20 protein-coding genes are annotated in these 19,943 nt (G+C 60.3%); 13 read left to right on the forward strand and 7 right to left on the reverse strand.

Annotated elements, in window-relative coordinates:
- Positions 1–192: 192 nt before the first annotated feature.
- The 6 genes from ACMX25_RS14100 to ACMX25_RS14125 all read left to right on the forward strand — a co-directional run bounded on the left by ACMX25_RS14100 (position 193) and on the right by ACMX25_RS14125 (position 7,032).
- On the forward strand, positions 193–2,001 hold the full coding sequence (locus tag ACMX25_RS14100) for a methanol/ethanol family PQQ-dependent dehydrogenase (RefSeq protein ID WP_414950560.1): 1,809 nt from the start codon (positions 193–195) through the stop codon (positions 1,999–2,001).
- A gap of 197 nt (positions 2,002–2,198) precedes the next feature.
- A complete protein-coding gene (locus ACMX25_RS14105; RefSeq protein WP_414950561.1) occupies positions 2,199–2,612 on the forward strand; it encodes a c-type cytochrome in 414 nt (137 codons plus the stop codon).
- Between the two features lie 184 nt (positions 2,613–2,796).
- Positions 2,797–3,642: a substrate-binding domain-containing protein gene (locus ACMX25_RS14110; protein WP_414950692.1), complete on the forward strand. Its 846-nt coding sequence runs from the start codon at positions 2,797–2,799 to the stop codon at positions 3,640–3,642.
- Between the two features lie 14 nt (positions 3,643–3,656).
- Positions 3,657–4,430 (forward strand): hypothetical protein, encoded by a 774-nt coding sequence (locus ACMX25_RS14115; RefSeq protein ID WP_414950562.1) that lies wholly within the window; start codon positions 3,657–3,659, stop codon positions 4,428–4,430.
- Positions 4,431–4,462: 32 nt separating this feature from the next.
- Positions 4,463–5,446 (forward strand): LysR family transcriptional regulator, encoded by a 984-nt coding sequence (locus ACMX25_RS14120; RefSeq protein ID WP_414950563.1) that lies wholly within the window; start codon positions 4,463–4,465, stop codon positions 5,444–5,446.
- Between the two features lie 122 nt (positions 5,447–5,568).
- Positions 5,569–7,032, forward strand: coding sequence for an amidase (locus ACMX25_RS14125; RefSeq protein ID WP_414950564.1), 1,464 nt, complete (start codon positions 5,569–5,571; stop codon positions 7,030–7,032).
- Positions 7,033–7,223: 191 nt separating this feature from the next.
- Here ACMX25_RS14125 and ACMX25_RS14130 read toward each other — a convergent pair whose 3' ends face one another.
- A complete protein-coding gene (locus ACMX25_RS14130) occupies positions 7,224–7,841 on the reverse strand; it encodes a hypothetical protein (RefSeq protein ID WP_414950565.1) in 618 nt (205 codons plus the stop codon).
- 447 nt (positions 7,842–8,288) lie between these two features.
- On the opposite strand from ACMX25_RS14130, the gene ACMX25_RS14135 reads away from it, so the two are divergent.
- The gene (locus tag ACMX25_RS14135) at positions 8,289–8,678 is read left to right on the forward strand and encodes a VOC family protein (protein WP_414950566.1); all 390 of its coding nucleotides are present in this window, start codon (positions 8,289–8,291) and stop codon (positions 8,676–8,678) included.
- Positions 8,679–8,700: 22 nt separating this feature from the next.
- Here the strand turns inward: ACMX25_RS14135 and ACMX25_RS14140 are convergent, their stop codons facing one another.
- The 5 genes from ACMX25_RS14140 to ACMX25_RS14160 all read right to left on the reverse strand — a co-directional run bounded on the left by ACMX25_RS14140 (position 8,701) and on the right by ACMX25_RS14160 (position 12,650).
- Positions 8,701–9,204 carry a DoxX family protein gene (locus ACMX25_RS14140; RefSeq protein WP_414950567.1) on the reverse strand — a complete coding sequence of 168 codons (504 nt, stop codon included), beginning with the start codon at positions 9,202–9,204 and terminating at the stop codon, positions 8,701–8,703.
- Positions 9,197–9,988 (reverse strand): HvfC/BufC family peptide modification chaperone, encoded by a 792-nt coding sequence (locus ACMX25_RS14145; RefSeq protein WP_414950568.1) that lies wholly within the window; start codon positions 9,986–9,988, stop codon positions 9,197–9,199. The genes ACMX25_RS14140 and ACMX25_RS14145 overlap by 8 nt, the downstream gene beginning before the upstream one ends.
- Positions 9,978–10,901 carry an MNIO family bufferin maturase gene (gene bufB / locus ACMX25_RS14150; protein ID WP_414950569.1) on the reverse strand — a complete coding sequence of 308 codons (924 nt, stop codon included), beginning with the start codon at positions 10,899–10,901 and terminating at the stop codon, positions 9,978–9,980. Before bufB ends, ACMX25_RS14145 begins: the two co-directional genes overlap by 11 nt.
- 31 nt (positions 10,902–10,932) lie before the next feature.
- Entirely contained in the window at positions 10,933–11,244 is a 312-nt protein-coding gene (locus tag ACMX25_RS14155) for a BufA1 family periplasmic bufferin-type metallophore (protein WP_414950570.1), read from the reverse strand.
- A 272-nt stretch (positions 11,245–11,516) separates the two neighbouring features.
- Positions 11,517–12,650: an FAD-dependent oxidoreductase gene (locus tag ACMX25_RS14160; protein ID WP_414950571.1), complete on the reverse strand. Its 1,134-nt coding sequence runs from the start codon at positions 12,648–12,650 to the stop codon at positions 11,517–11,519.
- A 110-nt stretch (positions 12,651–12,760) separates the two neighbouring features.
- On the opposite strand from ACMX25_RS14160, the gene ACMX25_RS14165 reads away from it, so the two are divergent.
- Positions 12,761–13,441 carry a TetR/AcrR family transcriptional regulator gene (locus ACMX25_RS14165; RefSeq protein WP_414950572.1) on the forward strand — a complete coding sequence of 227 codons (681 nt, stop codon included), beginning with the start codon at positions 12,761–12,763 and terminating at the stop codon, positions 13,439–13,441.
- 314 nt (positions 13,442–13,755) lie between these two features.
- Positions 13,756–14,247: a hypothetical protein gene (locus ACMX25_RS14170; protein WP_414950573.1), complete on the forward strand. Its 492-nt coding sequence runs from the start codon at positions 13,756–13,758 to the stop codon at positions 14,245–14,247.
- Positions 14,248–14,738: 491 nt separating this feature from the next.
- On the opposite strand, the gene ACMX25_RS14175 is transcribed toward ACMX25_RS14170, so the two are convergent.
- Positions 14,739–15,782 carry an SDR family oxidoreductase gene (locus ACMX25_RS14175; RefSeq protein ID WP_414950574.1) on the reverse strand — a complete coding sequence of 348 codons (1,044 nt, stop codon included), beginning with the start codon at positions 15,780–15,782 and terminating at the stop codon, positions 14,739–14,741.
- A gap of 55 nt (positions 15,783–15,837) precedes the next feature.
- Between ACMX25_RS14175 and ACMX25_RS14180 the strand changes: the two genes are divergently transcribed.
- From ACMX25_RS14180 to ACMX25_RS14195, 4 genes are all read left to right on the forward strand, one after another.
- Positions 15,838–16,836 carry an AraC family transcriptional regulator gene (locus tag ACMX25_RS14180; RefSeq protein WP_414950575.1) on the forward strand — a complete coding sequence of 333 codons (999 nt, stop codon included), beginning with the start codon at positions 15,838–15,840 and terminating at the stop codon, positions 16,834–16,836.
- A 291-nt stretch (positions 16,837–17,127) separates the two neighbouring features.
- On the forward strand, positions 17,128–17,901 hold the full coding sequence (locus tag ACMX25_RS14185) for an ABC transporter permease (RefSeq protein WP_414950576.1): 774 nt from the start codon (positions 17,128–17,130) through the stop codon (positions 17,899–17,901).
- Positions 17,898–19,133: an ABC transporter ATP-binding protein gene (locus ACMX25_RS14190; protein ID WP_414950577.1), complete on the forward strand. Its 1,236-nt coding sequence runs from the start codon at positions 17,898–17,900 to the stop codon at positions 19,131–19,133. The genes ACMX25_RS14185 and ACMX25_RS14190 overlap by 4 nt, the downstream gene beginning before the upstream one ends.
- Positions 19,130–19,894: an ABC transporter permease gene (locus ACMX25_RS14195; RefSeq protein WP_414950578.1), complete on the forward strand. Its 765-nt coding sequence runs from the start codon at positions 19,130–19,132 to the stop codon at positions 19,892–19,894. The genes ACMX25_RS14190 and ACMX25_RS14195 overlap by 4 nt, the downstream gene beginning before the upstream one ends.
- The last annotated feature ends 49 nt before the right edge of the window (positions 19,895–19,943 follow it).

Below are 19,943 nucleotides of genomic sequence, written 5' to 3' on the forward strand. Positions count from 1 at the left end.
AGTCGCTCTCCAACGGCAGATTCGACAACGGGAGAAATTCCGGCATGGAATATGCAATTCGTCTTCGCAAACAGCAGCCCGGCATTTGACCGGGCGGAACTTCAGCTCGCTGCCCGCACCGGTGAAGGCGCGCCCGGGGCATAGGCGGTGGGGTCATCCCTGAGTCGGACGGCAACACATTCTGGAGGAGACATGAAATTACGCACCCTGGTTCTCGGACTGGCGGTGGTTGCGGTAACGGCCCTCAACTCTTTTGTTGCACAGGCCGATTCGCAGCTCGACGCCCTGATGAAGAACTCATCGAACTGGGCCGCTCAAGCAGGTGATTATTCCAATCACCGCTATAGCCCCCTTAAGCAGATCAATGAAAGTAACGTGGCGAAGCTGCAGGTCGCCTGGACCATGTCGACCGGCGTGTTGCGCGGTCATGAGGGTTCGCCGCTTGTCATCGGCGACACGATGTATATCCACTCGCCATTTCCCAACAAGGTTATTGCGATCAACCTGAAAGACCAGACGTTCATCTGGCAATACGAACCGAAGCAGGACGCGCAAGTGGTGTCGGTGATGTGTTGCGACACGGTCAATCGCGGGCTTGCCTATGGTGACGGCAAGATCTTTCTTCAGCAAGCCGACACGAAACTCGTTGCGCTGGATGCAAAAACCGGCGACGTGAAATGGACCGCGCAAAACGGCAACGCGAAGGCGGGTGAAACCAACACCAACGCGCCGCACGTATTCGGCGACAAGGTGATCACCGGCATTTCAGGCGGCGAGTTCGGCGTACGCGGGCGGCTGATTGCCTACGACATCAAGACCGGCAAGCCGGTCTGGACCGCTTTCAGCACCGGTCCGGACAACGAAATGCTGCTCGACCCCGACAAGACCATGACCTGGGCCGACGGCAAGATGGTGCCGGTTGGCGCGGACTCATCGCTCAAGAGCTGGAAGGGCGATCAGTGGAAGACAGGAGGCGGCACGACCTGGGGCTGGTATGCATGGGATCCGAAGCTGAATCTTGTGTACTACGGCACGGGCAACCCCGGCACCTGGAATCCGACGCAACGGCCCGGCGACAACAAATGGTCGATGTCCATCTTCGCCCGCGACCTGAACACGGGACAAGCGAAATGGGTCTACCAGATGACGCCTCACGACGAGTGGGACTATGACGGCGTGAACGAAATGATTCTTGCCGACCTGCCCATGAACGGCAAGAAAGTGCCGGCCATCGTCCACTTCGACCGCAACGGTTTTGGCTACACGCTCAATCGCGAAACAGGACAGTTGCTGGTTGCCGACAAGTACGACCCGGCGGTGAACTGGGCTGACCGCGTGGACCTGAAGAGCGGCTTGCCGATTCGCAACGCGGCTTATTCGACGCAGGCGGCAGGTCCAGACCATAACGTGAAGGGCATCTGCCCGGCGGCGTTGGGTTCGAAAGACCAGCAACCGGCTGCGTTCGATCCGAAGAGCAACCTGTTCCTCGTCCCGACCAATCACGTGTGTATGGACTACGAACCGTTCGAGGTTGAATACGTGTCCGGTCAGCCATACGTGGGCGCGACCTTGTCGATGTACCCGGGCCCGAACGAGAAGGGCGCGATGGGCAACTTCATTGCCTGGGACGCCAGCAAGGGAAAAATCGCATGGTCCAAGCCGGAGAAATTCTCGGTATGGTCAGGTGCGCTGGCGACCGCAGGCGGCATTGCCTTCTACGGCACGCTCGAAGGCTACCTGAAAGCTGTTCGCATCTCGGATGGCAAGGAGCTTTGGAAGTTCAAGACACCTTCCGGAATCATCGGCAACGTGTTCACGTATGAGTACCAGGGCAAGCAGTTCGTCGGTGTCTATTCCGGCATTGGCGGATGGGCGGGTATCGGCATGGCGGCAGGCCTTGAGAAGTCCACGGAAGGTCTGGGCGCGGTTGGCGGTTACCGCGAACTCGCGAAGTACACGGCACTTGGCGGCACGCTGTTTGTGTTTGCCATCCCGAGTTGACGGGGGCGCAGCTTCAGCCTCTTCCAGTCGGTCGTCGAGCTCCGGGAAAGCTTGACGACACGTACCGGCCGGCCTTGCATGACCGAGGCGGCCGGGCGTGTCCCGGACCCGGGACACGGCACACATCGTTTCAACCCTGCGCTCTTTGCGTGCAAGACGCATGACGCAGCACGTTCAAACCGAAGGAGACACGTGCAATGAAAGGCCGAATACTCTTGCCGCTGGCGATAGCCTTGGCGACGTTACCCGCTTCATACGCCCAGACCGATCCGGCGCAAATGAAGCCGGTTGCCTACCAGGTTGTCGATGGCAACAAGGTGGATAACAACACGTTGCAAGGCTGGCGAACCTGGCGCGCGCTTGCCTGCGAACGTTGTCACGGCGCGCAGCAGCAGGGCATGGTGGGGCCGTCGCTGATCGATGCGTTCAAGACCATCGATCCAGCGGAGTTTCATCGGACAGTGTTCGGCGGACGTCTTGACAAGGGTATGCCCGACTTCAGCTCCAGCAACATGATGCAGAAGAATTGGCAGAACTTGTTTGCGTATCTGAAGGGGCGCTCCGACGGCAAGATCAAGCCGGGCGACCTGCAGGCGATCGATGCGAAATAAGCCCCGCACTGGACATCCGCGCTGCCCGAGCGGCGCCGACGTTGGCGCCTGTATCACGCCGCCTGTATCACGCTTTACCGGAGGACTGATGTCTGACGCTTATGTTGTTTATGGCGTTTGTGTAGCTCACGGAACTTATCGCAAGCCTGGCGCGTTCGCGCGCACGGCGCTCGTGGCTGCGTGCATGGTGCTTGGGTTCAGTACCGCGCATGCCGACGGTCCCGCGCTGCCTCACAACGACGGAGCCGACGGCGTGCTGCGTGTATGCGCCGATCCGAACAACATGCCGCTTTCGAATGACAAGGGAGAGGGGTTCGAAAACAAGATCGCGGCGCAGATGGCGAGCGACTTTGGCTACAAGATCGAATACACGTATTTTCCGCAGCGCATGGGTTTCATCCGGCACACGCTGCGCGAGAAGATACCCGACACGGACGACTACAAGTGCGATCTGGTGATCGGCGTGCCGAAGGGCTACGACATGACGTCGACCACGCGTCCCTGGCTCCACTCCACTTACGCGATGGTGTTCCCGAACCGGCCGGAATTCGCGTCCATCACAACACCGTCCGATCTGCTCAAGCTGCCGCCCGACCAGTTGCATAAACTGCGTCTCGGGATCTTTTCAAACACACCCGCTGTCGACTGGCTGCTTGGCAACAACCTGATCGAGCAAGCCGTATCGTACAAGGTGCAAAGCGGCGACCCTGCGGAATTCCCGGGCGAGATGATCCAGCGCGACATGTCGGCGGGTAATGTGGATGTCGTTTTCTTGTGGGGTCCCATAGCCGGTTATTTTGCGAAGCAAGCCGGCGACAAGGTCAAGCTGGTTCCTTTCCCGCCAACGCCGGGGGTGCGCTTCGACTATGAAATATCGATGGGCGTGCGTTATGGCGAAGGCCCGTGGAAGACGAAGGTCGATCAGTGGATCGGCGCAAACCAGCCCAAGATCGACAAGATACTGACGAATTATGAGGTTCCGTTGCTCGCTATCAGCGAGCCCCCCGCCGCACAGGCCAACGCGAAATGAGAGCGTGGACGCGTATGGCAAAACTGCGGACAGGGTGGTGGGTCGCCGCCGCGGCCAGTGTCTTGCTGGCTGCTTCCGGCCCAGCGTTTGCGGCCGATGCTGCCAGCGCGGCAAACCCGGCAAGCAGCGCCAGTCCCGAGATCGCGCCGGCTGAGCGGCTTCTTTTTCTATCGACGCACCTGAAGGGCGTTCAGCCTCAGACGGAACTCGACTACGCTGTTGAGCGGACCGGTCCACCGGCGAAGGAGAAAGATACGGTCAAGGTCCTGGTAGTCAGCGCCGACAATGCCAACGGCGACGCGCTGGTGAGTGACCATGCCGGCAAGGTGGAGCTGCCCGGTGAAGGCATGCCGTGCAATCCCGTGATCCTGTATTTCCTGGAGCGTGACATTGCGGAGATGGAGCAGTTGACGGGCGGACAGCGCCGCTATTTCCAGCGCCGTGTCCGCCTGGCGCTCGCCGCTAGCCCGGCGATCACGCCGGTGATGCGCGACGCGCAGGGCAAGAAGGTCCCGGCGAAGCAGATCGTAATCCAGCCTTATCTCGGCGATCCGAATGGCGCGCGCTTTCCTCAGTACATCGGCAAACGCTATACCTTCGTCATGTCGGACGAGGTACCGGGACAGGTGCTGCTGATTCGCACGGACGTACCGGGTTCGAACAATGATTTCGCGCATCCGGTACAGAGTGAAACGCTGAGTTATCAGGGCGCGCTGCGGTCCTTGTCTCCGCTGCCCGGCAAGAAGACACCGGATAAGGCCGCGAACGCGCCTCGTGCGAGCCGCTGAAACAGTTCTTTCTTCGCGGATGGCCGTCTACAGTGAACTTTATTCGCTCGCTGACCTTGCGACAGTTGCAGATCTTCGTGGTCGCCTGCCGGTATCCGAGCTTTGCGCGCGCCGCCGAGGAACTGCACCTGACGCAGCCCGCAATCTCCATGCAGATCCGGCAACTGGAGGAAGCTGTTGGGCTGCCGCTGTTCGAGCGCGTCGCCCGCAAGCTCACGTTGACCGAAGCGGGCGAACGCTTGTCGCACCATGCGAGCCGGATACTCGGCGAGATCAAGGACGCCGAGGACGCCATGTCTTCGCTGTCGCTGGCCGATAGTGGTTCCATCTCGGTGAGTATCGTCAGTTCTGCCACCTATTTTGCGCCGAAACTGCTTGCTGCCTATTCGCGGAAATATCCGCGCGTGGACGTGCGCTTTTCGGTGGGAAATCGCGAGATCCTCCTGCGCCAGCTACAGGACAATGCCACCGATCTCGCCATCATGGGCCGCCCGCCGCCCGAGCTCGGCACGACGGCGGAGCCATTGGCTTATCACCCTCATGTATTGATTGGGCCTGTCGATCATCCGCTGCGGGATGCGCGCCGGTTCGACCTTCAGGAACTCGCGGGCGATACTTTCCTGCTGCGCGAACCGGGATCGGGAACGCGCGCGGTGTCCGAGCAAATGTTCAAGCAGCACTTGTTCACGCCGGCGCGCAGCGTGACGCTGGGCAGCAACGAATCGATCAAGCAAGCTGTGATGGCCGGCATGGGCGTGAGCCTGATCTCGTTGCATACGCTTGCGCTCGAATTGCGTTCGCAGGAGCTTGCGTTGCTCGACGTCAATGGCACGCCGGTCGAGCGCACGTGGCAAATCGTTCATCTTCGCTCGAAGAAGTTGTCGCCGACTTGCATCGCGTTCCGGCGTTTCTTGCTCGAACATGCCGCACCGTTTCTCGAGCGTGAATACGCGGGATTCGCGTTGCGGGCGCGGGAGGCGGGGGGCGAGGCGGCCGAGGCGCGGCGGGGAGAATAGTCACAAAGTACTCCGGTTCGATCCCTGCTTTCCCGCGTGTTAACATCGCCGCGGAGTGGATCGCGGCCGTCAGCTCAAGTCGGGCGGGACCGCATTGCCTGGCATTGGGAGCGGTTGCACACATGACGAACATCGAATGGAAATACAAGTCTGTCCGGGAACTGACGGCGGCGCTGGCGGCCAGGGAGATTTCGGCTTGCGAACTGGCGGAAGCTGCCATCGCCCGAATTGAAAGCCTCGACCCGAAGCTGAATGCAGTCTGTGTACGCGACTTCGATCGTGCGCTCGATGCAGCGCGCGCCGCCGATGATGCGTTGGCGAAGGGAGAGCGGCGACCCCTCCTGGGCATTCCGCTGCTCGTCAAGGAATCCTTCAATGTCGCGGGCCTGCCCACGACATGGGGCTTTCCGCAGCACAAGGATTTCGTTCCGACAGAGGACGCGTTGCCGGTCGCGCGTATCAAGGCGGCTGGCGGCGTTGTCCTCGGTAAAACGAATGTTCCGCTCGGCCTTGGAGATTGGCAGAGCTATAACGATATCTACGGGATAACTAACAATCCCTTCGACGTGAGCCGCTCTCCTGGCGGCTCGTCGGGCGGGTCGGCGGCCGCGCTTGCAGCAGGTTTTGTGCCGCTCGCGCTCGGCTCCGACCTCGGCGGATCGCTGCGGATGCCTGCGCATTTCTGCGGTGTCCATGCCCACAAGCCCACGCACGGGATCGTGCCCGCACGCGGACATGTCCCGCCGCCTTACCCACCTCTACCCGATACAGTCGATCTCGCGGTGATCGGGCCGATGGCGCGTTGCGCGGAGGACCTTGCGCTCCTTTTGGACGTCATGGCCGGGCCGGACGAGATCGATACGGGGATCGCCTACAGGCTCGACCTGCCGGCTCCGCGACACGAGCGGTTGAGCGACTTCCGCGTGTTGATCCTCGACGCGCATCCGCTGCTGCCGACCGGCGGCGCCGTGCGGACCGCTATCGAATCGCTTGCTCGAAGCCTTGGGGAAGCGGGCGTTCGGGTTGCCCAAGAAAGCGAACTCCTTCCGAATCTCGAAGAGGGTGCGCGGCTCTATATGCGGATGCTGATGTCCCTCCTGTCACTGAACTGGCCCGCGGATGTCTATGCGAATCTTCAGAAGCAGGCTGCAGCATTGCCCATGGAGGCCTCCGGCCTGGACGCCGAACGGGTTCGCGGCGCGGTGCTGAGCCACCGCGACTGGATCATCGCAAACAACGCCCGTTCTCAACTGCGTGCCCAATGGCGTAAGTTTTTCAAAACATTCGACGCACTGGTCTGTCCCGTCTCGCCCGTGACTGCGTTCCCGCACGATCACTCGGATAGGGAAACACGGCGAATAGTGATCGATGGTCGGCGTTATCCCTACGGCGATCAGCTCATCTGGCCGGGCGTCGCCACGCTTTCGGGCCTGCCGGCGACGTCCATTCCCATCGGCATGTCGGCGGAGAATCTTCCAATTGGCGTCCAGATCATCGGACCGGCGTTCGAAGATCGCACGCCGCTCAAGCTGGCCCAATTGATAGAAGCCGAATTCGGCGGCTTCGTTCCACCGTCAGATTTTTGAGCCGCAAGTTGCGCGGGTGCGCAACGCTCGCCAGCTCGTGTTTTTGGACACATCGGTTCACGTGAAAGCGTGGCCAATTTTTCGTCTGCGGCTGCTTGGATGACACGAATCAGCGTAGATGGTGCCAACGTCATCGGATGGATTACCCAAAACTCCTACACGTTCGGAGTGCCGCCGCAAGCTCTGTCCCTCTAGCCCGCATCGCCGGCGCTGATCAAAGTTTGTGCGCCACTCAGGTGATCGATCAGATAGCGCATTAGGGCTGCAACATCTCCGGAATCGATGGAGCCCGTCGTCACGCCATCGTCGAAAAGGGGTGAGCCGTTCAACTGGCTTGTAATAATCAGACCATTGAAAGACGCGGTGGGAATTCGCTCGTCCTCGATCTGGAACATGTTGCCATTCGCGACAGCGTCGCGAATACGCATCAGGAACTGCACCTCCGGAGTCCGCAACTCGGAGAAATCATGCGCCTCGAAAAATCCCGCTACGGCCAGAATCGCGTTCGTACTCGCCAGCCTCGTCACCGCCAATAAACGCTGCGGGTCTTGATGAAGCGCGTTCCAGGACGACTCAAGCCCGAGCGCCTTCCGTTCAACGCCGGGCGTCCCATCCTCTACATGTGGTTGGGGTTCAGTGGGTAAAAGCTTGCGCCTGAGCAGCCCGTAGGCGGTGGCAAGATCGGGCAATGGTTTCTCGTGACCGGTCCGGTCAGCGACCGCGCCGGCGTACAGCAAGAGGGCAAGCAACTGCTGCTCGATTAAAGCAATGCCTAGTTTTACCGGATCGTTTTCTGTCTTCCTGACCATGTTCTCGTCTCTCGGGGTGGTGCATGCCGCATTCATGCCGCACGCATGGTGGCTTGGAAACCAACGCATTCATTCGATGCCGTGGTAAAACGCTACCCGATTGAATCAGCACTATTCGAGCCCGGAAAACCGGGAGGAAAAGTTCGGCGGTTCGCGGCGGCCGAGGCGGAGTGCATGGCTTCCTCATTCCGAATTTCCAATACGTCACCCTGACAAGCGGCCTGATGTCGATTGGCAATAGCAGGAGCTTTTCGTAAAAGGTCTTCGGCTTTAGCCATGGCGTCATCTGTATGAGAGGGGCTTCGCTATATTATTGGAGATCCTGCTATCAGAGTGAATAGCTGTTCCCGCGCGTTAAACACGACATAGGTGTCGCGAGAGCAAATGTCCACGCTCACAGGCAAGATGTTTTTAGACCATCAACCACCACCGTGACAACACCATCCGATGCAAGCACAACTCAGAATCGCAAGACCCGTCAGTGATCTTTCTCGCTTGGAGAGCATGTATCTCGTAGCGCTAAACCTGGTCGTGCTGGCGCGATTTCAGGATCATCAAGGCTTTGATGGCGTGATGCTCGGTCGTGCCGGAATGGACTATCACTTCGAGTTCACCCAGTGTCGCGAACACCCGGTATCGCCCACTCCGACACCGGAGGATTTGCTGGTTTTCTACATTCAAGATCGAGAAGCCTGGCAGTCAGCGTGTGAACGCTTTATCGAAAACGGTTTCGTTCAGGTGAAGTCGTTCAATCCCTATTGGGACGTATTGGGTCGAACATTCGAGGATCTCGATGGGTACCGGATCGTCTTGCAAATTGCCCCGTGGTCGGGTTGACGCGTCGCTATAGAATCCCTGATCAGGTCCTATATGTTTTGTCACCCAGCAGATAATCGATGGATATCCGTCCTGGTCCCCAGGCTGCAATTGCAAGCGCCATCGCGAGCCAGGTCAGGTGGATCGGCCAGCCTTCCGGCACGGTCAACTCGATGATGCACGTCATCAATATCAAGCCAAGCGCCGCGAATCGCGTTCCAAATCCAAGCACGAGCAAAACCGGAAACATGACCTCGCCGCATCCCGACAGAAAAGCGAAAACGGCAGGATGAGGAAATGCGTAGGGACCGCCCGGCAGATGCAGCTTGAACTCTTCGGTGAACAAATCAATAGCCGTGTCATTGAGTTGAAGGAAGCCGCTCCATTTGAGTATGCCCGACTTGAAGAACGGCACGGCCAGCGCGAGCCGCAGAACGAACTGGACGAGCCATGGTTGCGCGAGGCGCTCAACCAGCCGCTTCGCCGCGCTAATCACCGAAACAACTGCGGCAGGGATGGGAAGTGCAACATCGTGTCGGTCAGACATTTTGGGTGTCTCCAAGTTGAACGGCAGTGAACACGCCGGCTGAGATCATTCCTGCCAGGTTGGCGTGGATATCGAAGGAAGGGGCTTCTTCCAATGCGGTGGTGATTGCCTCGCCGAGGGAAGCGCCATCGAGAAGACAGATGAGGAACGCCGCTCCGCCCGGCGGAAGGCGCGAAACGATCACGTCCTGATCCGGCCGCGTCACGAGCGCGTCTTCGCGATCGCTGGAACGAAGAGGCGAAACGGGGTCGTCGGCACGGTTCATCGCGAAGATCGCAACGGCGGGATAGGGCGATCGCACAATCCGCGTGGCGGGATGCGCTTTGAAACGCACCTCGGCCAGCAGTTCGGGATCGACCGCCGCCAGCGCTTCAGCCGCAAGCACAGCACAGTCAGCCGCGTGATAAGCATCCAGCCAGGCACGCTCGATACGCGCCGTATCCGCGAGCCACGGCATGTCGCGTGCGTACTCGTACGACTCGATAAACGCCGGGAAATCGCAGCCGTACTCGAACAACAATGGCGATGCGGGAGGCGTTTCACGCACATGGAAACGCGCCATCGCCCTGAAAAAATCGACGCCGGTAATGCGCTGGATCGCGGGGTAGATGGCGGCAGGCGCATCGATCAAGCTCACCGTGACGTTGTTGCGATAAACGTTGTAGCGTTTGATCACGCCCTTGCTCGCGCTTGCGACTACGTCCTGCGGCGCGACAATTTCCGGGTCCGTCAGGCCGGGTGCGAACGTGGTTGCGTATTCGTTCGTGAAGTTCTCAGCGTTCATGACTGAGCTCCCCGGCGAGTGACATCGCGCGTTCTTCCATGACTTGCCGGGCCATTGATGCCTGAGCGCGCAACACGTGCCACTCGGGAAGATTGCTGTCCCATTCGATCAACGTTGGCATTGGCCCGATGCGCGACACGAGGTCTGCGTACAGCTTCCAGACAGGATCGGCGACGGCCCGGTTGTGGCTATCGATGAGAAGCAATTCATCCTCGTCATCCATTTGCTCGCTGTACCCCGCGAGATGAATCTCGCCGACCTGTTCAAGCGGAAAGTCAGCCAGATACGCCGCAGCAGAAAAGCCGTGATTATTCGCCGATACAAAAACGTTATTGATATCGAGCAGAAGACCGCAGCCCGTGTGCTGCGCCACCGCTCGAAGGAAACCGGTCTCGCTCATGGTCGATGATGCGAAAGCCACATACGTCGATGGATTCTCGAGCAGGATAGGGCGCTTGATCATGTCCTGAACCTGGTTGATGTGCGAACACACCCGGTCGAGTGTCTGCTTCGTGTAGGGCAATGGCAGGAGGTCGTTGAAGAACGTCCCGCCATGCGACGACCATGCGAGATGCTCCGAGACAAGAGCGGGTTCGTATCGGTTCACGACATCCCCGAAGCGCGCGAGATGAACATCGTCCAGCGCGTCTGGGCCGCCAATGGACATGCATACGCCATGAAGGGAAACGGGATAGTTCTCGCGAATGGCTGCAAGCATCCGATGCGGAGGGCCGCCCGCGCCCATATAGTTTTCAGCGTGGACCTCGAAGAAGCCATCGCTTGGTTCATCCGCGAGAATCGCAGAAAGATGACCGTGCTTGAAACTGGTGCCGGTCAGCTTTCTGACGTCAGAAGACGCGTGAAAGGAGCGGTCTGCGCTACGCGCCGCGGGTGTTTTCGTGAAATCGTCCATGACCGCTCCCGTTCTCTTCGTGGTTGCAGTATCAGGACGCCATCGGCGTCAGCGAGCCGTGATCGCCGCCCGGCACCTGGATGCTGGTGCACGTTCCACCCTGAACGAACTTCCACGAGTTGTGCTGGAAATCCATTGTCGACGTACCTTGACACGTCGTGCCGGGACCGGCGGCGCAGTCGTTTTGGCCCTTCAGCGCGACGCCATAGCACTTCTCTTTATGAGCAGCAATGGCTGCGCTTTCTTCGCCCTTTGTAAGCGGCGCTGCCTGGGCAACCGATGCAAACAGGCTCGTGACAATAGCAGCGAGAAGGGTGGCGCTAACAGTGGTTTTTGCGGACATTGAATCTCTCCAGTGGTTGAGGTAGTCGGTACCCGCAGCGGGTACATACTCTATTTCGCCAACTGCCGAGATACGGTTACACCGGGCGTGCGTTATTTTTTGAGCGGCTTTCCCGGCGATGTCACTGATGTGTCAAGAGGAGTTGCGCAGCACGAACGGCGGTATCTATTCGCACGCCGGCAATACGAGCTGCAACGTGCTCGCGTACGGTTGCAAGACCATGGAAATCAACCAGCAGTCATCGAAACGAAATCTGCCGGCGTGCAGGTCGCTCATTCCGCGGGCTGGTTATAAGTAAAGAAATCCACCAGGCTTTGCGGCGCGTCGGGCCCTAGACACAGGTCGAGTATTCCTTCCGCCGCCGCAGCCTCAGCCGCGCTGCGAGGGAACAATTCCTTTTCATAAGCGCTCAGTGCGGCTTCAATGTCGCCGGGGTGGGCGGCGATAGCCTGCGCGAGTTCGGCCCCGTCGAACATGGCGAGGTTGGCTCCTTCGCCAGACGGGATCATCAGATGCGCTGCATCGCCGAGGAGTGTCACCCCGGGCACGCGTGCCCATCGGTGCCCGACCGGAAGCGCATGAATGGGACGCGGCACAGGGTCCGTTTCACCGTCGGTGATGAGCGCTGTCAGTGCCGGAGCCCAGCCTTCGAATTCATTAGCGATCCTATCTTTTGCCGCTACTGGGTCGGAGAAGTCGATGCTGTCGATCCAGTCGCGCGGCTTGTTCAACTCCACATAGGTGTGCAGCGCGCCATCAGGCTCGCGATGCGCGAGGATGCCTTTTCCCGGCGCGAGCGCAAACAGTGCGCCGCCGCCGACTGCCTGCGCACTTGGGATGTGACGAGTGTCAGCGTTGAACAGATATGACTCGATGAACGATGTACCCACATACACCGGCTTCGCCCCGGAAAGAAGCGGTCGAACTTTCGACCAGGCGCCGTCGGCGCCAACGAGGAGGCCAGCGGTCACGGTCGTGCCGTCGGCAAAGGTCAACACGTGCTGTCCATCTCCGAGTGCGGACGCGTCTGTGAGCTTGTGTCCCCAGCGGACGGCGCCGGCAGGGAGCGAGTCGAGCAGAATTCGGCGAAGCGCTCCGCGAGGGACCTCAGGCCGGCCGCCTGTGCCGTCGTCGTGATCTTCGAAGAGGACTTGGCCGTCCTTGTCGAGAACCCGCGTTGCCTGGCCGCCAACGTGGATGATCTCCAGGAACTGATCGAAGAGCCCGGCGGCTTTGAGGGCGATCTGCCCGTTGTTTTCGTGGATATCGAGCATGCCTCCCTGCGTTCTCGCGTTCGGCGAAGTTTCCGCTTCGTAAATGGTCGCGGCAATGCCGTGGACGTGGAGAACCCGGGCAAGCGTCAGCCCCCCGAGCCCCGCACCGATGATCGCAACTGAAGTATTCATCCTGCTCCTTGGTTCGGGCGTCGCTATAGTCAGTGACGCAATGGAACGTCGTTCCATGATAATATTGGAACAACGTTCCATGAGTGTCAAGAGGAGTGTCAAGAAGAGCCATGGCAAAAAAAGCAAAAACCCCTCAACGGCGGGAGGATTCGCTCTCGCGGGATCGGATCATTGACGAATCTATTGCGCTCCTCGACAGCAGCGGCGAGCGCGGCCTGACGTTCCGCGCTCTCGCCGAGCGGCTCGCCACAGGTCCGGGTGCAATCTATTGGCACATCGACGACAAGAACGACCTGCTGACTGCCGCGTGCGACGCCGTCATCGCTCGCACGATGAGCGCGCCGGTGATCAACACGACGCCAGAGGCTGCGATTCGCGCGCTCGCGCTGGGCATGTTCGACACCATCGACGCCCATCCGTGGGTTGGCTCGGCGCTCACTCGCGCTCCCGCACAGTTGCCTATGGTGCGTATTCTCGAAGGCATAGGGCAGCAGGTTCGCGCGCTCGGCGTGCCCGACATTACGCAATGGTCGGTGGTGTCCGCGTTGTTGAATTACATCCTTGGCGTGAGCGGGCAGAACGCGGCGAATGCGCATCTTGCACGGGAATTAGGCGCCGATAGGGACAACTTTCTGCATGAGGTGTCGGTCATGTGGTCTCAGCTCGATCCGGATGTATACCCTTTCACGCGCAGCGTAGCGGGACAGTTGCGCGTACACGACGACCGCGTCGATTTTCTAGCCGGGATCGATCTCATCCTGCGCGGGATCGAGTCGTCGCAAGGCCGCTGATCTGAACTCGATACCGGAGTAACGACGAAGTCGATATTTCCCAGTACTACGTATTTTTCCAGCCAATAGAATTGATCAGCGACGGGCTGATCGGAAATGCGACGTAATAATCCGATGCCTCAACTGGGGCCAGAAAGCGGAATAACGTCCGGCGGCGACGCGTTTTATATGCAGCAGATCCGCGTCGCCGCGCACCTTTTCGGATGCGACTTGACGTGCCGGCAACGCACTCTGCGAGGCGAACCGATGGGGTCTTTACGGTGTCGATGCGGCGGTCCGCGTCGTGGTGCCGGACCGTCGAGCAGGACGGATTCATGCGCAACTTAATTGGACTTGGAATGGTGCTTTGCAGTTGTGTCGCCTGCGCGGCGCCGATGTCGGACCAGCCCGGCCAGGCTGCTCCGCTGAACGATACGACGACCACGTCGGCCGTGTCACCCCCATGCCGCATGGTCAACGGCACGGCGGTTATCGATGGTGCCACGCAGAACATATCGGGTCTTGCCTGCAAGCAGCCCGACGGCACCTGGCAGATCCAGCAGCAAGACGCGGGCGTCGATATTGACGACGTTTCCCCGCCGCCCCCGTATCCGTACTATTCCTACTACGACCCGTGGTTTTATGCGCCATCCTTGGCATTCGGCTTTGGCGGCTCGTTCGTCTTCGTCGATCGATTCCATCACTTCCATCGTATGGATCACGTCCACGTTGGAGCGCACGGCGGCTTTCATGGAGGCGGCGGCTTTCACGGTGGAGGCGGCTTTATTAGAGGAGGTGGTTTCCACGGCGGCGGGGGACGCCGCTAGCCATAGCGTCAAGTAATCGCGTCTCCATTCCTGCGCGAAAGGACTGAGATTGCCGTACATCGCGGCGTTTTCTGACGCTCTCATTTCATGCGTAAGGCATTGAGTTTCCTGGAGTCGAAAGATGATGATCGCGACAAAGAATATTTATTTTTCAATGCTGCTTATCGTTATGTCAGGCGGGGCCTATGCCCAAACAGGGTCTGACATGACAAACGTCGGGAACGGAGCGCTCGTTCAAGGCGCCAACGGTGCGGGCGGCATGCCGCCGCCGGCGGCCGCGGCTGTTGGCGGTGGTGACGACGTGCGAGCTAGCGCGGGCCTCACGAAAGGGACAGATGGCATCATCAGCAGTATGCGAAGCAACGGCACGAGAACAACCGAGAGTCCGAGTCTCAGAATGCCTAACCGCACCGGAACAATGCCTGCGCGCTAACAGGCTTGGCACGCAAACGGTTCCCGTGAAGAACCAGGGGAAGGCTGACGTTGGCCCCTCAAGCGACTCTGTTTGCCCCCTCGAGCAAGCCAAGCCGAATCAGGCTCTCAGCCGAAGCGACAATAGCCTCTTCACTCGAACGCGGTGCCCAGTCGAGCAAGCGGACAGCCTTCTCGCTCGTGGCATTCATATTCCTGCCGAGCAGTGTCGCAATGCCTCGCATCCCGGGGTTCCTGAGCGCCGCAAGGAGCACCAGCCAGTTGGGAAGTTCGCGCGTCGGCACTTTGCTTGCCGCTGCGCCCATGCGTGAACGCAGCACCTTCGCGACATCGATTAGCCAGAGACTCTCGCCAGCGATCGCGAGAAAGCGCTCTCCCTTGGCGGCAGGGTGGGTCATCGCTCGCACATGCAGGTCTGCGACGTCCCGCACATCGACAAAGCCGCAATTGATCTTTGGACACCCTCGTTGCCCATCGAGCATGTTGGTGATCATCCGGACGGAATGCGAATAGTCGGGGCCGAGCACAGGGCCAAGAACAGCAGTCGGGTTGACGGCCGTCAGCTCCAGAGCACCTCCTTCCCGCGCGATGAAATCCCAGGCCGCGCGCTCGGAAAGCGTCTTCGATTTTTGGTACGGCCACACCTTACCCGTCAGATTGCTCCAGTCCGTTTCGTCGAACGGCCGCGTCATCGAAGGATGCCCGGCACAGATCGCGCCAAAAGCGGAGGTCAGCACCACGCGCTTGACCCCTGCATCCCGCGCGGCGCGCAGGACCCGCAGATTGCCGTCGACTGCCGGATTGATCCAATCCTCCTCGCGGACCTGATCGCCCGATGGCGTGGGTGAAGCGCCGTGCATCACATAAGCGCATCCGGCGGCGGCTTCTGCCCAGCCGCTGTCATTGGCCAGATCCGCAACGACGCACACCAGGCGATCTCCCGGGTCGGCTCCGCCGGTCTTGAGATTACCTCGTACTTCCGCTTCCCGTGCAAGCGAACGAACCGTGGTTCGCACGCGATAACCCTCGCGCAACAAAGCGAGAATGCAGTGCTGCGCAATGTATCCAGTTCCGCCAGTGACGAGTACCCATTCTTCGTTCATGCCAGTTCCCTGATTAAGTAGTTCATCAGGTTAAACAGAGAGGACGGGACTGTGAATGCTTGAAAGTGCGATTTACTTGCGCGATAGTGCGGATATGAGCACCGATCCTTTCTCTGACATCCTCAAGTTCACACACGCCGAATCACTGGTGACAGGTGGTTTCACCGCAGGCGGCACATGGGCCATCCGCTTTCCCGCACCCGACAAGATCAAGTTCTTCGCCGTGGTGAGGGGCCATTGCTGGGTTTGTATCGAAGGCGAAGCAGAGCCGGTTCGCTTTGATACGGGAGACGTCGGGCTGCTGGCGGCGAAGCGGTCCTTCGTACTCGCAAGCGCTCCGGACGTCGTTCCGGTCGAGGCCATGAGCCTGTTCACGGGCCCGGGAAACACGGCACAACTGGGCGACGGTGCGGACTTCGCCCATATCGGCGGCCACGTCCTGCTCGATCCAGCGAGCGGGCAATTGCTGGCGAATGTTCTGCCACCGTGGATTCATGTACCGGCGACTTCGCCGCAAGCAACGGCTTTCCGCTGGCTGCTCAATCAGCTTGTTGAAGAACGGGCCGTCGCCCTGCCTGGCGCGGAACTCGCGTCAGCGCAACTCGCGCAGCTTCTCTTCGTCCAGATCCTGCGTGCTCATCTGAAAACATCCGCCCCGATGCCCCCCGGATGGCTGCGGGCGCTGGGTGACCCACGCGTCGCGCCAGCCCTTCAGTTGATGCACGGAGACCCTGCACGCTCATGGCATCTCGACGAGCTCGCCAACGCGTGCGCCATGTCGCGCACGACGTTCGCTTTCCACTTCCGAACGAGCGTGGGAGTCGCGCCGCTGACCTATCTCACCGAATGGCGCATGCGTCTCGCTGAGCGCGCGTTGCGCGACGAGAACAGCCCGATTGCCGTGATCGGCCAGGCGCTTGGATATTCGTCCGAGAGTGCTTTCAGCACTGCCTTCAGGCGCGTGACCGGGAACTCACCCAAGGCATACCGCGTTGCCGCGCGAGCGGCTGGGACGCACGGGGCTGAAGCGCTGACCGGCGAAGCGAACCGATAGACATGCGCCTGCCTCAGCCACGAAGTTAGCGGCAGCGCTGCCTTCCTTGAATTGGCCGGCGCAGCGCAATGCTCGCTCGACGGTGTCCTGTACAAGGTCATCCACACCCAAGCGAAAACCCGGGGGCGTCGCCTCGGTGACAGTTGATGTCGAAAACGTTGTGCTGCCGGGCATTTTGAGCCGCTACAGTTCACTGGCGGCAAGGTGCGCTGACACGCCCCCCTATACCGACAAACCCTAGTCCCGCGGTGCAATAGACATCATCGGCTGCGCCACTCTTCCGGAGGACGCTTGGAAACGCTCGCTTTCATCTGGACCAACGGTCCTTCGATCCTGCACATGCTCGTGGAGCATCTGCAGATTGTCGCGGTGGGCGTCGGCTTCGCCATCCTCACTGGCGTGCCGCTTGGCATCGCCATCAGCCTCAACGAACGCGTGGCGCGCGTGGTGCTCTATGTAGCCGCCATCCTCATGACGGTGCCATCGGTGGCTTTGTTCGGCTTGTTGATTCCGGTCCTGTCGCTGATCGGGCAAGGCATTGGTTTCCTGCCGGCGGTGATCGCGCTGTTTCTCTATTCGCAGTTGCCGATCGTGCGCAACACCTACACGGCGATCCGTAATCTCGACCCTGCCATGCGAGAAGCGGCGCGCGGCATGGGCATGACCACGAAGCAGCGGCTCTTTCGCGTCGAACTGCCTATTGCCGTGCCCATCATCATGGCCGGCATCAGGATGGCTGTGGTGATCAACATCGGCATCGCGGCGATCGCTACCTATATTGGCGCGGGCGGGCTCGGCAAGCTGATCAGCCGCGGGATCTCGCAGTCGGACCCGCGGCAACTGATAGCGGGCGCCGTGATCGTGGGCGCGCTGGCGATCGTGGCGGATTTCGGGCTGGCATGCCTGCAACGCCGCCTCACGCCAGCCGGCCTGCGCCCGCCACGCCTGCCTCTCCTGGCACTGGGCCGTCGCGGTGTTTCAGCCGATATCTCAGTCATTAACTCCGCCAATATCTCAGCCGATGTCCGCGCAGTCGACCCCATCACCATTGCGGAGAGCCGATGATCAAGCTCCAGAACCTCACCAAGCGCTTCGAATCGCGCCAGTCGCAAGCGGTGGTCGATGACCTCACGATGGATATCGGCGAAGGGGAGTTATGCGTGCTGCTCGGACCTTCGGGTTGCGGCAAGACCACCACGCTCAAGATGATCAACCGGCTGGTGCAACCCACGTCGGGCAAGATCCTGATTGGCGGAGAAGATACCGCAAGCTTCGACGTGGTCGAGTTGCGTCGCCGCATTGGTTATGTGATCCAGCAGGTCGGCCTGTTCCCCAACATGACAGTGGAAGGCAACATCGCGCTCGTGCCGCAGATGCTCGGTTGGGACAAGGCGCGCACACGCAAGCGCGTGGAGGAGTTGCTTGAACTCGTCGCGCTTGATCCCGCAGTGTTCATGCGCTGTTATCCGCGCGATCTGTCGGGTGGTCAGCAACAACGCGTGGGCGTGGCGCGTGCACTGGCCGCCGATCCTCCGGTGATGCTGATGGATGAACCGTTCGGGGCTATCGATCCGATCAATCGCACGGCGATCCAGGACGAGTTCCGCAAGATCCAGCGGCGCCTGAACAAGACCGTGGTGTTCGTGAGCCACGATATTGATGAAGCCGTGAAGATGGCCGATAAGATCGCGATCTTCCGCGACGGCAAGCTCGAGCAATATGGACCGCCTGAAGAATTATTGGCACGGCCGGCGAGCGCGTTCATTGCGAATTTCGTCGGCTCGGATCGCGCGTTGAAGCGCTTGCGCCTGCTGTGCGCAAGCGACGCGTTGATGGGTTCGAGAGCCGTTGCGCGCGTGGGAGAAACGCACCGCACTGTACGCGTTGCATTGAGCTCGCATCCCGGCGGCGAAGTTGTCGTGGTCGATGGGAATGGCACGCCGTGCGGTTATCTCAGCACTGCGTGTCTAGACGCTGCGGGCGCGAACGGGGACGACCGGCTGGATGCATCGCTTGCAATGCCGCTTCCCGCGACCGCTCGCGCAGGCGATGACTTGCGCAGCGTAGTGTCCGCCATGCTTGCGCACGGTGTCTCATGGTTCGCTGTGCTCGACGATGCCGGCCGCTTCGCCGGTTATGTCAGCTATGCAGCAATCGCGGCACTCGCGCGTGCGGGAGATCCGAACGCATGCGCTCAAGCCGGCTTGAGTGTGTTCACCGATAACGCCACGGGGTTTGTTCCACTTGCTGCCCAGGAAGATCCGAACGCGCTCACACGTGCGGAAGAGGGCGCATGAACATGAACGCGCCTAATGTTCATCGCACGGTTCATTGCACGGTTCATCGCATGCGCGGTCGGTGTTTAATCGCCGCGCTCATGATGCTCGCCACTTGCGCCGACGCGCATGCCGGCAACTGGTTCTCGTCGCTCGCGCAGTATCGCGCGGACATCGTCTATCAGGCGGGTCAGCAGATGCTCATGGTTGCCATCGCCGGTCTGGCGGCCATCGTGGTCGCGATTCCCACGGGCATCTGGCTTAGCCGCCCCGGACGCGGCCGTGCCGCGCATCTTGTGCTGCTCGCGCTCAACGCGGGACAAGCCGTGCCGAAACTCGCGCTGCTTGCGCTGGCCATGAGCTTGCTTGGCATTGGCGCGAAGCCGGCCATCTTCGGCTTGTGGGTGGCGACCCTTTTGCCGATCGCGATGAATACCTATGAAGGTTTGCGCGCCGTGCCGCCGCTGCTGATCGACGCCGCGACCGGCATTGGCATGACCAAGCAACAAATCTTGTGGCGGGTGGAAATGCCCAACGCGATGTACGTCATTTTCGCGGGACTCAGGACCGCTTTGGCGATTACCGTCGGCACCGCGCCACTGGCATTTCTGGTGGGCGGCGGCGGGCTGGGCGAACTGATCTTTACCGGCATCGACCTGAACGATTTCACGATGCTGCTGGCCGGCGCAATTCCAACGGCAGCGCTCGCCATTGCCACAGACATGCTGGTCGCGCAGATGCAGCTTCGGCTCGTGCCACGTGGCGTGAATCCACAGCGCTGAGCGGTTTATTTTTGTTTGTCTCATTTGCCAAACCCGTTGCCAAGTCCCT

Source organism: Caballeronia eucalypticola, from assembly GCF_047608185.1.
Classification (GTDB): domain Bacteria; phylum Pseudomonadota; class Gammaproteobacteria; order Burkholderiales; family Burkholderiaceae; genus Caballeronia.